The organism is Actinomycetes bacterium, assembly GCA_035506535.1.
GTDB lineage: Bacteria > Actinomycetota > Actinomycetes > DATJPE01 > DATJPE01 > DATJPE01.
The window spans coordinates 28,610-40,648 of the sequence record DATJPE010000040.1 but is presented as its reverse complement, the minus strand read 5'-3'; the positions used below and the strand labels follow the sequence as shown (position 1 = coordinate 40,648).

General features: G+C 74.4%; 10 protein-coding genes. 4 read left to right on the top strand and 6 right to left on the bottom strand.

The genetic code is table 11. The features are described from left to right. Nucleotides 1-269: 269 nt before the first annotated feature. From VMI11_06670 to VMI11_06660, 3 genes are all read left to right on the top strand, one after another. The gene (locus VMI11_06670) at nucleotides 270-827 is read left to right on the top strand and encodes an RNA polymerase sigma factor (protein ID HTY72094.1); all 558 of its coding nucleotides are present in this window, start codon (nucleotides 270-272) and stop codon (nucleotides 825-827) included. Between the two features lie 86 nt (nucleotides 828-913). Beyond that, entirely contained in the window at nucleotides 914-1,711 is a 798-nt protein-coding gene (locus VMI11_06665) for a hypothetical protein (GenBank protein HTY72093.1), read from the top strand. Between the two features lie 27 nt (nucleotides 1,712-1,738). Then, nucleotides 1,739-2,305, top strand: a complete 567-nt coding sequence (locus VMI11_06660; GenBank protein ID HTY72092.1) for a hypothetical protein — start codon at nucleotides 1,739-1,741, stop codon at nucleotides 2,303-2,305. Between the two features lie 90 nt (nucleotides 2,306-2,395). Here VMI11_06660 and VMI11_06655 read toward each other — a convergent pair whose 3' ends face one another. The 3 genes from VMI11_06655 to VMI11_06645 are packed head-to-tail and all read right to left on the bottom strand — an operon-like array spanning nucleotide 2,396 to nucleotide 8,090. Continuing rightward, nucleotides 2,396-4,507 (bottom strand): glycogen debranching N-terminal domain-containing protein, encoded by a 2,112-nt coding sequence (locus VMI11_06655; GenBank protein HTY72091.1) that lies wholly within the window; start codon nucleotides 4,505-4,507, stop codon nucleotides 2,396-2,398. Then, the gene (locus VMI11_06650; GenBank protein ID HTY72090.1) at nucleotides 4,504-5,199 is read right to left on the bottom strand and encodes a universal stress protein; all 696 of its coding nucleotides are present in this window, start codon (nucleotides 5,197-5,199) and stop codon (nucleotides 4,504-4,506) included. Before VMI11_06650 ends, VMI11_06655 begins: the two co-directional genes overlap by 4 nt. Then, nucleotides 5,196-8,090: a glycosyl hydrolase family 65 protein gene (locus tag VMI11_06645; protein ID HTY72089.1), complete on the bottom strand. Its 2,895-nt coding sequence runs from the start codon at nucleotides 8,088-8,090 to the stop codon at nucleotides 5,196-5,198. Before VMI11_06645 ends, VMI11_06650 begins: the two co-directional genes overlap by 4 nt. 181 nt (nucleotides 8,091-8,271) lie before the next feature. Between VMI11_06645 and VMI11_06640 the strand changes: the two genes are divergently transcribed. Next, complete coding sequence (locus VMI11_06640; protein HTY72088.1) at nucleotides 8,272-9,360, top strand: glycosyltransferase family 4 protein; 1,089 nt, start codon at nucleotides 8,272-8,274, stop codon at nucleotides 9,358-9,360. Here VMI11_06640 and VMI11_06635 read toward each other — a convergent pair. The 3 genes from VMI11_06635 to VMI11_06625 all read right to left on the bottom strand — a co-directional run bounded on the left by VMI11_06635 (nucleotide 9,344) and on the right by VMI11_06625 (nucleotide 12,022). Continuing rightward, a complete protein-coding gene (locus tag VMI11_06635; GenBank protein HTY72087.1) occupies nucleotides 9,344-9,829 on the bottom strand; it encodes a DUF1918 domain-containing protein in 486 nt (161 codons plus the stop codon). The two genes, VMI11_06640 and VMI11_06635, sit on opposite strands and share 17 nt — an antisense overlap. A 163-nt stretch (nucleotides 9,830-9,992) precedes the next feature. Next, nucleotides 9,993-10,994 (bottom strand): ribosome small subunit-dependent GTPase A, encoded by a 1,002-nt coding sequence (gene rsgA, locus VMI11_06630; GenBank protein ID HTY72086.1) that lies wholly within the window; start codon nucleotides 10,992-10,994, stop codon nucleotides 9,993-9,995. An 11-nt stretch (nucleotides 10,995-11,005) separates the two neighbouring features. Continuing rightward, nucleotides 11,006-12,022: a YihY/virulence factor BrkB family protein gene (locus VMI11_06625; GenBank protein ID HTY72085.1), complete on the bottom strand. Its 1,017-nt coding sequence runs from the start codon at nucleotides 12,020-12,022 to the stop codon at nucleotides 11,006-11,008. Between the last annotated feature and the right edge of the window lie 17 nt (nucleotides 12,023-12,039).

Below are 12,039 nucleotides of genomic sequence, written 5' to 3'. Positions count from 1 at the left end.
GGCCCCCGCCGCCGACGACGACGTCGGCCGACCGACATGCACCAGCTCGGCCTTTCAGCACGATGACCAGGCAGATCGCGACCGCGAGGATCACGGTGCCGAGCACCATCGAGAGCCCTGCGGCGAGCCACAGCAGGAGCGCGAGGGGCCGGCCAGGTCCGAAGGTCCCTCGGAGCGCGGTTGACCGTCCGGCCACGCGGGTAGCCCCCAAGGGTGGTCGTCGTCCGGGATGCTTCAGCCCGGCGTCCGGGGGGTCGAGACCCCGCGTGATGCCGGCGTCGGAGTTCGCTGCAGTCCTCGTCCGCGCGCGCACCGGCGACGCGGACGCCTTCGCCTGCCTGTTCCGGTCCCACCAGCCGCTGCTCCTGCGCTACGTGCGCGGTCTCGGCGCTGCGGACGTCGCCGAGGACGTGGCGGCGGAGACCTGGATGGCCGTGGTGCGCGGCCTCGGCGACTTCGACGGCGAGGAGCGGGAGTTCCGGGCCTGGCTGGTCACCGTCGCGCGCAACCGCCTGGTGGACCTGCGCCGTGCGCAGGCGCGCCGACCCGTGGTGCCGGTCGCGGACCTGCCGGACGGCCCGCCCGGTGAGACCGACGCCGCCGAGGACGTCGTCTCGCGCGAGGGCACCCGTTGGGCCCTGGCGCTGGTCGCGACGCTGCCCCCCGACCAGGCGGAGGCCGTCCTCCTGCGGGTGGTCGTCGGTCTGGACACCGCGGAGGTCGCCGAGGTCATGGGCCGCACCTCGGGCGCGGTGCGCGTCCTGACCCACCGCGGGCTGCGGACCCTGCAGGCACGACTGGACGCCCCGGCTCCCAGCCAGGTGTGACGTCCGCAACCGCGCCAACCGGGCGTGACTCGGCGCCCGCGCCGAGCCGGGTGTAACGACCGGCCAGCGCGCGACGCTTCCTGGGCATGGACCGTGAGCACGGGATCGAGTTCCCGTCCGACGGGGTACGGCTCGAGGCCGTGCTCGAGGGCCGCGCGAGCGAGCTCACGGTCCCGGAGCGGCGCCTGGGCGCCCTCGGTGCCGCGCTGCGCGCGCCGGCCACCCCGGACGAGCTGGCCGGCATGGCCGAGGCTCTCGCGCACTTCCGGGAGCACCAGGAGACGTCTGCGGCGGGGGCCGCATGGAGCCGACGGGCGTTCAGCCGGGTACGCCCGCCCCTGCGGGTCGGGGCCGCAGCCGCCCTGTTCGTCGTCGTGGGCGCCGGCACCGCGACCGCGGCCACATCGGGGGCGCTGCCCGCGCCCCTGCAGCAGTTCGCGCACGTGACGCTCGGCGCCCCGCCCCACCACCCGCACCACCACCGGATCCCGGGTCTCACCGCGGAGGTGACCGCTAGCCGGCACTCGGCTCCAGCCGCCACCTCCGACCCGAGGACCCCGGCCCGGTCCGGCGTCCGGCCGGCGAGCGCCGTCCCCACCGCCTCGCCGACCCCGTCGCCGTGGGCGACCGACCGCCACCACCCGCGTGCGCACCATCCCGCGGGCTGGCACGGTCTGCCAGGCACCGCTGGGGCATCCGGGGCCACTGGCGACACCCGGGCAACCGGTGAGGCCCACCGCACCGGCCGGTCCGACCACGCCCGGCGCAAGGGCCACCACGATGCCAAGACCGCCCGCAACGGGCACCGCCACCACCGTGGGTCGAGCGGCACCAGTACCGCTCACCCGTCGGGCTCGCGGACCCATGACCAGACCGGCCACTGATCACGCCCACAAAGAGAGGCAACGCCCATGCACGCACGACGTACCGCCGTCATGCTGGCCGCCGCGACCGCCGTCGCCATCGCCCCGCTGGCAGCGGCCTCGGCCCACACGAAGCCGACCACCAAGCCCGACTTCGTCGTCAGCGGCGTCCACGTCGTCGGCCACCACCGCGTCTTCAACGTGAACTCGGCACCGGCGAGCGTCCAGCTGCAGGTCAAGATCCGTGACTTCTCCACGACCCTCGACCCGGCCGGCGTCACCCTCACCCTGCGGGAGAAGGTGAAGGGCCAGGCGGCGACGACCTTCGACGTGACCGCGACGGAGACCGCCAGCAAGACGGTCGACCCGAAGACGGTCACCGTCCACGGCAAGAGCCACACCTTCCCCGGCTTCGTCGTCACGACGTGGACCGCCACCGTGGACGTGCAGCAGGGCGCGGTCGCCGAGGGCTCGCGGGCCTGGTACGGCGTCACCAAGATCGCCGTCGACCCGAGCAGTGCCACGGTGCGCGGCGCGGTGCACCGACCGGGCCACCACCACCGCTGCTTCGGGTCCACCACCTTCCTCGTCGTCAACCGCGCTCCGAAGGTCTGAGGCCAGGCTCGGGGGAGCCGCCAGGGGGGCCGGGGGTGGCACCGTCTCGCCGGTCACCGGCGCGGTGCCACCCCCGGTGGTGCCCCAGGCTCAGTCGGGGCGGCCGAGCACGAGCTCCACGCCCTCGCCCAGCCCGTCGACGCTCACCCCGTCGGCGTCGACGTGCACGCGCACCCGGGCGTCCCCCATCCGCACACCCTCCAGAGTCAGCGGCAGCCACGACGCGGGGAGCGAGGGCGCGACATAGAGGCGCCCGGCCGGCAGGTCAGGGTGCAGGCCGAGCAGGGAGCGCAGGAGGAGCAGCGGCGCCCCCGCCGCCCAAGCCTGGGGCGAGCACGAGGTGGGGTACGGCAGCGGCGGCTCGTACTCCGCCCGCGCGAAGCCGCACCACAGCTCCGGGAGGCGCGACCCGAAGGCCACCGCGGCGTCGACGACGGCCGTGGCGATCCGCCGGGCGAGCTCGTCGAAGCCGTAGCGCGCCAGCCCCGCGACCACGATCGCCGTGTCGTGCGGCCAGACGGACCCGTTGTGGTAGCTCAGCGGGTTGTACGCCGCCATCGTGTCGGCCAGCGTCCGCACACCCCACCCGCTGAACAGGGCCTCGGACCCGAGGTGTCCGGCGAGCGCGGCCGCCTTGTCCGCCTCGACGACACCGGTCCACAGACAGTGGCCCACGTTGGAGGTCAGCGCGTCGACCGGACGCTTGTCCCGGTCGAGCGCGAGGGCGAAGTACCCGCGGTCGGGCAGCCAGAACCGCTCGTTGAACACGGCCTTCAGGTCACCGGCCCGCTGGTCCCACGAGCGCGCCCCGTCCTCGTCCCCGAGCAGCCGGGCGAGGCGGGCACGAGCGCGATAGGCCCCGTAGACGTAGCCCTGCACCTCGCACAGGGCGATCGGCGGCACCGCCTGGACCCCCGAGGAGCCGGTCACCCCGTCGCCGGAGTCCTTCCACCCCTGGTTGAGCAGGCCCCGGTCGGTCGCCCGCTGGTACTCGACGAACCCGTCGCCATCGCGGTCGCCGTGCTCGCGGATCCAGTCCAGTGCGCGGTCCACGTGCGGCAGCAGGGCCGAGATCTCCGCGCCGTCGACCCCCCAGGCCGCCGCCTCGCCGACGAGCATGACGAACAGCGCCGTGGCGTCGACCGTGCCGTAGTAGGCGGTCCCGCCACCGAGCGCGAGGCCGGTCTCGGACCCGAAGCGCATCTCGTGCAGGATCCGTCCCGGCTGCTCCTCGGTGAGCGGGTCCACCCGGCTCCCCTGGCGCGCGGCGAGGGTGTGCAGCGTGCCCACCGCCAGCCCGGGGTCGAGCGGCAGGGCCATCCACGCGGTCAGCAGCGAGTCCCGCCCGAACACGGTCATGAACCACGGCGCCCCGGCCGCGACGACCTCCCGGTCCGGATGGTCGGGGTCCTTGATGAGCAGCGCCGCCAGGTCGGCCCGGGCCGTGCGCAGCGTGGTTTCGAGCGCCGGGTACGGCGTACTGATCCGAGTGTCCTCACGCAGGCGGCGGCCCCAGCGCTTCGGCGCCTCCTCGCCCGATGTCCCCGGCTCGACCGGCAGCCCGTCCACGGCGAAGTCGACCTCGAGCCGCAGGGTCCAGCTGGACCGCGGCTCGATCGCCGCGGCGACGGTGAGCAGTCCCGGGCTGGTACGGCCGACCGGCGACGATCGCACTCGCACGTCACGGCCCCGGCCCAGCCACCGGTGGGTGAAGAGCACCTCCCCAGCCTCCCCGGCCAGGCGGGCGACCCGGTCCGGGTGGGCGACGACCCGGTTCTCCTTGACCTCGAAGAGGTCAGCGAAGTCGGCGTCGACGAGCAGCGTGAGCGTGCAGCCGGCGGCCTCCTGGCCGAGGTTGCGGACCGTGACCTCCTCGCGCATCCCGTCTGCGATCACGCGGTGCCGGGTCACCAGCAGGTGGCTGTCGGCCCGGCCGGCGGTGGGGGGCACCCGGGCGACGTAGGTGGCCTCGCTCGGCTCCGGGTGATAGCAGGCGAGGGCCTGCGTGGAGTAGCCGTCGACGCGCAGCTCCCACCGGGAGATCGACCGGAGGTCCCGGAAGAACAACCCCTGCGCCCCGTCGGGGCGGATGTCGCCGCTTCGCTCGCCGATGCAGAACGTGGAGCCGCGAACCAGCGTGGACACCCCTTCCGGGCCACCCACGACGGGCGGCTCCCCCGCGAAGGCCCAGTTCTGGGTCATGGCCACTCCCCTTCGCCCGCTTCCCCCAGCACGGGCAGCAGCAGCACGGGGACGTGCGCTCCGCGCAGGGTGGAACGCACGGTACGTGCTCGACCTGGCGAAGTGTCCTGCGCCCAGCCCAGCGTGATCACGTCGGCCCGCTCCCGATCGGCGACGTCGCGGATGTGCTCACCGGTGACACCGGCCCGCAGCTCCACGCGCGCCCCGGGCTGGTCGCAGTAGCGAGCGAGGAACTCCTCGCCCCAGCTTCGCCTGGCGTGCACCGGCTGGTCCCAGAAGCGCGGGACCGTCTCGGCCTCGAAGACGTGCAGGACGACGATCTCGGCCCCGGATGCGGCGAAGAGCTCGACGGTCTCGGCCACCGTGCGCGCCGAGCGCAGGCTCGCGTCGAGTGGGACCAGCACGCAGCTGACGCGCTCAGGCGCGACGTAACGAGGGCCGGTCGGCACGAGCAGCACGGGTGCGCTCACCCGGCCCACCCGGTCCATGAGGACCGGGTCGGGACGCGACGGGGAGTGCGGCAGGACCACGATGCGGTCGACGCAGTCCGCCAGCAGGTCGGGCAGGGACGAGCCGGCCGGCACCCCACGGTGCTCGACGGCCATGCCCAGCGCGGCTGCGAGCGCGTCCGCAGCACGACCGACCTGGCGCGAGCGCCCGGAGGGCTCGAGGGAGACCACCGAAGGTGTCATCGCCGCACCCTCCATCCGTCGTCATCTCGAGCCGCGACGAGCGGCTCCCGGCCGAGCACCCCTGTGTAGCCGCCCACGCGTAGCCGCAGCGGACCGTCGGCGCGCGCGACCAGCGTGCCCGGTCCGATCTCGAGCCCGACCCGCCGTCCCCGGCAGCGAAAGCGCAGACCGAGGCCGCCCCACCGGGAGGGCAGGACCGGGTCGAGGCGAAGCGCGTCGCCCTCGACGCGCGCGCCGGCGAACCCGAACACGAGCGCCTGCCAGACGCCGGCCACCGTGGCGAGGTGCACACCCGACGCCGTCATCCGGGTCAGGTCGTCGAGGTCCATGCGCAGGGCCAGGTCCAGCCACTGCATCGCCTCGTCGGGGCGTCCCGCCCGGGCCAGCAGTGCGGCGACCACGGGAGGGGAGAGCGAGGACCCGTGGGCGGTCCTGGGCAGGTAGTGGTCGAGGTCGGCTCGCAGCGAACCCGCCGGCAGGGCCGGGCCGAGCAGGTGGTGGGCCATGAGGACGTCGGGCTGCTTGACGACCTGCGTCGCAGCGACTCCCGAGGGGCCCAGGACGACGTCGGCCGCGATCGGCGGCTCCCCGATCTGGGCCACGAGCAGCGGGCGCAGGCGGTCGTAGCCGGTGAACTGCTCGTGCCGGCCGCTCGTCGGGTCGTAGCCGTCGACGAGCGCGGCCGCGAGGCGTCGCCATCGCCTGGTCTGGGTCGACGCCGGCACGAGATCGGCCGCGGCCCGCAGGTGCCAGCGGGCCATCAGGTTGGTGTAGGCGTTGTCGTCGACGTCCTCGTGGTACTCGTCCGGCCCGATGACGTGGCGGATGTGGGCTCTCCCGTCCGGGCCCTCGACCGCTCTCGAGGCCAGGTAGCGGGCCCCGTCGACGACCAGGTCGCGGCCCGGGCCGTCGAGGAAGGCGGCGTCCCCCGTCCAGTCCGCGTAGAAGCACGCCGCCCACGCCACGTCGGAGACGACGTGCTCCTCCAGCTCGCCGGTCAGGATCGGCACCCACTCCTCCCCCAGCCGGCCCGAGGTGGGGGTGACGTCCTCCCCGGTGGCCGCGGACTCCCACGGGAAGCGAGCGCCCTCGAGGCCGCGGCGCCGGGCGTTCTCGCGCGCCTGCGGCAGGCGGGCCAGCCGGTAGCCGAGCATCGCGCGGGCCGCCCTGGCGTCCATCGTCGCGAGGGCGGGCAGCACGAAGACGTCGGCGTCCCAGAACACGTGACCGGAGTAGCCGGTCCCGCTCAGCCCCCTCGCCCCCACGCCGGCCTCCGCCCGGTGCGAGGCGACGTTCCACAGGTGGAAGAGGGCGAACCGGACCGCGAGCTGGGTGCCTGGCTCGTCGGGCACGCTGACGTCGACGTCGGCCCATCGGCCCGCCCACGCTCGACGGTGGTCGTGCAGGAGCCGTTCGAACCCGGCTTCCGACGCCCGGGCGGCCCTCGACGCGGCACGCCCTGCGGAGCGGGCGAAGCCGGCCAACCGCTCGTGGGTCCTCACCGAGGCGTCGCGCCCCCGCACCTGCCGCACCGCTGCGGACAGTGCGGGGCGGGAGGCACGCGCGTGCGCCTCCCCGGGTCCGATCCGGGTCACCGTCACCGGGTCGCCGGCGGCGAGCAGCAGAGGGCCGGAAGCGCCTGTACCGGCCGTCTCCGTGCGCGCGGCCACGACGCCGTCCCCGGGGAGCGCGACGAAGCGGATGCTTCGCGTCCCTGGGGCGTCCTGGACGAGCACACCGGTCCGCAGATCGAGCACGCGGCGTGGCCGAGTCGGTGGCGCCTCGCTCGCCAGGGCGAGCGGCCACGGCCCGTGGAGCAGCCGCTGCTCGGCGCCACTGCCGGTGTAGGCGCCGGACACCAGCACCATCGGTGACTCCCGACGGTCCGGGTGGTCGTGGCTGCCCCGCACGCCGACGAAACCGTCGCCGAGGCTGAGCAGGCTCTCGTCCACGCGGGCGCGCAGCGGGTCCCCGTCGAAGACCAGCACCCACGCCGGGTCCTCGTCGACGGCGGGCACCCGTCGGTGCCGCCGTCGGGCCAGCTGCTCGTCGAGCAGGGCGAGGAAGGCTGGCGGGCCGCCGCCGACGTAGCGGACCCCAGCCGGGACACCCGTGGGCTCCACGCCGACCGAGACCACCGTCGCGCGCGCCGCCTGCGGCACCAGGAGGAGGGAGTCGCTGCCGGGTACGCCGCCGAGTCGGCCGAACTCGTCTCCGAGCACCAGCGTGATCCCGGGCCCGACCCCGCGCTCCGCGAAGGCGTCGAGCAACGCCCGCATCGAGTCGGACTTGTCGGTCAGCCCGATCTCCACGTGCTTGGCGTCGCTCGTGATGCGAGGGTCCGTGAGACCCGCTTCCTCGCTCGCCCTCCTCGCGACGGCGACGACGTCGGCCAGGCCGGCGAACCCCGCCGGTTCGAGCCGCCCCGTCACGGCCGCCAGCAGGTCGTGGATGCGCGCCTTGGGCGGGTCGGCCCAGGCGGGGACCGGGATGAGGTCGATCTTGCGCCGGTTGAGGCGCGAGGCGACCAGGTCGGCCGCCAGGCCCCGCTCGGTCAGCCGACGGATGGTCGCCGCGGCCGCGAGGTCGAGCGCGGCGTTCTCCTCCCGGCCGGCGCGGCGGCGCGCGAGCAGCCGCGGACGGTCGCGGTCGACGACGTACAGCTCGGACCCGCGGTTGAGGGCCAGGAACAACCGGCCCGGCCCGGGCGGTCGCGCGCCGAGCTGGCCGTCGACGGTGCCGACATGGGTGCCGCTCACCACCGCGACGTCGACGCCCCGCGCGCACAGCGCCTCGACGCGCCGGCGCACGGCTCGTGCCGAGGCGCGCCGGTCCGGGACGGCGGTGCCGTCCCAGTCGAAGACGACCGCCTCGAAGGTGCGCTCGAGCACTCCCCCACGCTGGACGCGGACCGGCGAGTACGTCCAGAGCCCATGGTCCCCGGATCGGTGAGGGGACCTTTGCCCCTCGCCGCGACCGCGGGGGTCGGCTTGCATGGGAGGACGGGGTGCATCGTGGTGCTGCGGCAGGCGGCCACTCAGGGCGCCGGCGTCAGGATCGGGGAGGTGGGCCATGCGGATCGGCTTGATCGCACCGCCCTGGGTCCCCGTTCCGCCCGGGCGCTACGGGGGCACCGAGGAGGTCGTCGACTGCCTGGCGCGGGCGCTCGCCGCACGCGGGCACGAGGTGACCCTGTTCACGGTCGAGGAGTCGACCTGCCCGGTGCCTCGCGCCTGGCACTACCCCACCGGGGTGGTGCCGATGGGCGGCACCCTCGCCGAGGCGGTACACACCGTGGCGGCCTACCAGGCCCTCGCCGACGTCGACGTCGTGCACGACCACACCACGATCGGCCCCCTCGTGGCGTCCGCCTTGCCTCATCACGGCCCGATCGTGCTCACCCAGCACGCAACCTTCGACGCGAACGCCCGGGTGGTGCTCGAGGTGGTCGCCCGGCGAGCGGCGATCGTCGCGATCTCGCACGCCCAGCGCGCGAGCGCGCCGGAACTGCCCGTCGCCGCCGTGATCCACCACGGGATAGACCTGGACATGTATGGCTTCGGCACCGGTGGTGGCGGCTACCTGCTCTTCCTCGGCCGGATGTCCCCCGACAAGGGCGTGCACCGCGCGATCCAGGTCGCCCGCCTGGCCGGGCGACGGCTCGTGGTGGTGACGAAGATGCGTGACCCCGATGAGCACGCTTACTACGAGGAGACGGTGCGTCCGGTGCTCGGCCCGGACGTCGACCTGCTCGTGGAGCCCTCGGCCCACGAGCGGATCGCGCTGCTGCAAGGTGCTGATGCGCTGATCAACCCGATCAGCTGGCCGGAGCCGTTCGGCCTGGTCATGGCCGAGGCCATGGCCTGCGGAACGCCCGTGCTGGCCACGCCGTACGGTGCGGCTCCCGAGATCGTGGACCACGGCCGAACCGGGTTCCTGGTCGACGACGAGCAAGGCATGCTCGAAGCGCTGCACCACCTGACGGACATCGATCGTGCGACGTGTCGGGCCACGGCGGAGCGACGCTTCTCGATGGGCAGGATGGCCGCCGACTACGAGGCGCTGTACCACCGCGTGAGCGAGGACCGGCGGTCCCGGGTCCTCCCCGACCCCGCCCCCCCCGCTGACCACGTGGAGCCGGAGGTCAACCGGGCAGGTTGACCGCGCGCCCCTCGGCGGCCGTCAGGTCGGTCTCGGCGGCACCGAGCAGCAGGTCGCTGAGACGCCGAAGCGCACGCGCGACCGCGAGCTCGTCACCGATCTCCGGTACGTCGGACTCGCCAGGCCGACGATGGGCGGCGCCCTGGGCGTCGAGGCTCATCGGCGCCCCGCTGAGCAGGATCGCGTGAGCGGTGGTCTCCGCCTCCTCCTCCACGAGGTCGATCCGGACGCTCCAGGAACGCACCCGCCGTGCCGGTCTCGGCTCGGGGGGCGACGCGCCCTCGTTCTCGCTCACCACGTAGGCGTCGGGGCCGGGGAAGAACAGCCCGGTCTGGCCGGTGTCCGACCACTCGACGACGTACGGCGGAGAGCCGTCCTCGTGCCGCACCTCGACGACCCGGCCGTCACGGACGGGGCTGTCGAGACGAGCCGAGGCGATGACGATCCTGTCTCCTACTGAGGCCTTCATCGCTGGATCCCTCCTCATGGTTGCTCCCGGACCGATCTCAGCGCTTTCCGCGGCCGACGGCCAGGTACCAAGGTCCCGTTCGGACCCGTTGCCCCTGCCGCCGTCCGTGCGTTCGTCCTCCGCACACCCGCTCCGCGCTGACGACGACGGCAGGCTCGCCCGGTCAGGGGCGGATGCGTCCCGAGCGACGTACCTCGAGGCCGAGCGCCTTCCAGCGCGCCCGCTCCTCGGCCGCCAGGCGGGCGTCCACCCGGCGCGCGGCGTAGGCGAGCTCGCGCTCGAGCTTGCGCCAGGACTCGAGCCGGCGCCAGGCGAGCGTGCCGCCCTCGACCGCGGCCAGGACCGCGCAGCCGGGCTCGGTGGCGTGGGCGCAGTCGTTGAACCGGCACTGCTCGGCCAGCTCCTCGATCTCGGGGAAGGCCCGGGCGAAGCCCTCGTCCGCGTCGATGAGGCCCACCCCCCGCAGCCCCGGGGTGTCGAGGAGCACGGCCCCCCAGGGCAGCGGGAGCAGCTCGCGCGACGTGGTCGTGTGCCGGCCCTTGCCGCCGGAGCCGATGCCGGCCACGGCGACGAGCTGGTCACCGGCGAGCGCGTTGACCAGCGTCGACTTCCCGACCCCCGACTGCCCGACGAGGACAGCGGTGCGCCCGGCCGGCAGGAGCGCACGCACCTCGTCGAGGCCCCGCCCCGTGAGGGCGGAGACGATCAGGACCGCGACCCCCGGGGCGGCGGCGGCCACGTCGGAGGCGACATCCTCGGCGTCGGGAGCCAGGTCGGCCTTGGTGAGGACGACGGCCGGCACCGCCCCGCTGTCCCAGGCCAGGGTGAGCAGGCGTTCGACCCGGGCCAGGTTCGGGTCGAGCGCAAGCGAGACGGTGACGGCGACGACGTCGACGTTGGCGGCCAGGACCTGCTCGGTCGAGCGCCCGGACGCCGACGCCCGTCGCAAGGCGCTGCGGCGCGGGAGCACCCGGGTGGCGGGTGGCCCGAGGGCGACCCAGTCACCGGCCGTCGCGTCGGCCACCGCGTCGACGACCTCCTCCCCGGCGTCAGACACCAGGAGCAGCCGCCCCCGGTCCGCCCGCACGACGCGCGCCGGACGGGTGCCCTCGGGGAGGGTGTCGGCCCAGCCCCGGTCCCAGCCGTAGCGCTCCAAACCGCTCACGGCCGGCGACGCTAGGCGCGCTCGGCCGCCGTCGTCACGGGGTTTTCCGCGCCCGGCGCAGCCCGCTCGGGCGTCACGATCGGCCGAGCCGGCTCGGGGCGGGCGGGGACGCGCCGACGTACCGGCGTACGCGCCTCCGCCTCGAGCCGGGCCTTGACCGTCGGCACCAGAGGCCAGGTCTGGTCAACGACCGCGTTCAGCGCGGCTCCGATGAGGACGGCGAGGGCGGTGACATAGAGCCAGAAGAGCACCGCGATCGGCGCCGCCAGCGACCCGTAGGCGGAGTTGCTGTCGACCGAGGTGTCGAGATAGATCCGCAGCAGCTCGCTGCCCACGACCCAGATGACCAGGGCGAGCAGGGCACCGGGGAGGTCGCGTCGCCAGGGGGTCCGAACAGGCACCGACACGTGGTACAGCGAGGTCAGGAACACGATCGAGACCGCCACCACCACCGGCCAGTACGCCACCCGGATGACACCGGCGGCCTCCGGGAAGAGCCGCCCGAGCAGGTCCGGCCCCACGACCAGCAGCGGCAGCAGGAGGACCGAGCAGACGAGCATCACCAGGTAGAGCAGGAAGGACAGCGCACGGGTCTTGAGGAAGTGCCGCCGCCCGTCGAGGCCGTACATGATCGTGATCGTGTCGACGTAGACGTTGAGCCAGCGCGACCCGGACCACAGCATGATGACCAGGCCCAGGGCGGTGACCTCCAGGCCGCCTCCCTTGACGACGTCGTTCAGCAGAGGGCGGACGACGTTGTTGATCGTCGTCGTGTTGAGGACGGTGCCGGCGGCGTCGACGATCGACTGCTCGACCTGCTGCAGGGTGTCCGGCGGCAAGTGGCTGGCGATCAGGCCCATGGCGCCCAGCACGCCCAGCGCGAGCGGTGGCAGCGACACAAGGGCGAAGAACGCGGCCTCGGCGGCCAGCCCGGTCACCCGGTAGCGGAAGCCGATGGCCACCGTCCCGCGGACGAGCCCCCAGGCCCGCGCGAGCACGCTCCAGCCCTGCGCGGTCACGTCCGCCATCCTCCCAGCCTAGGTCG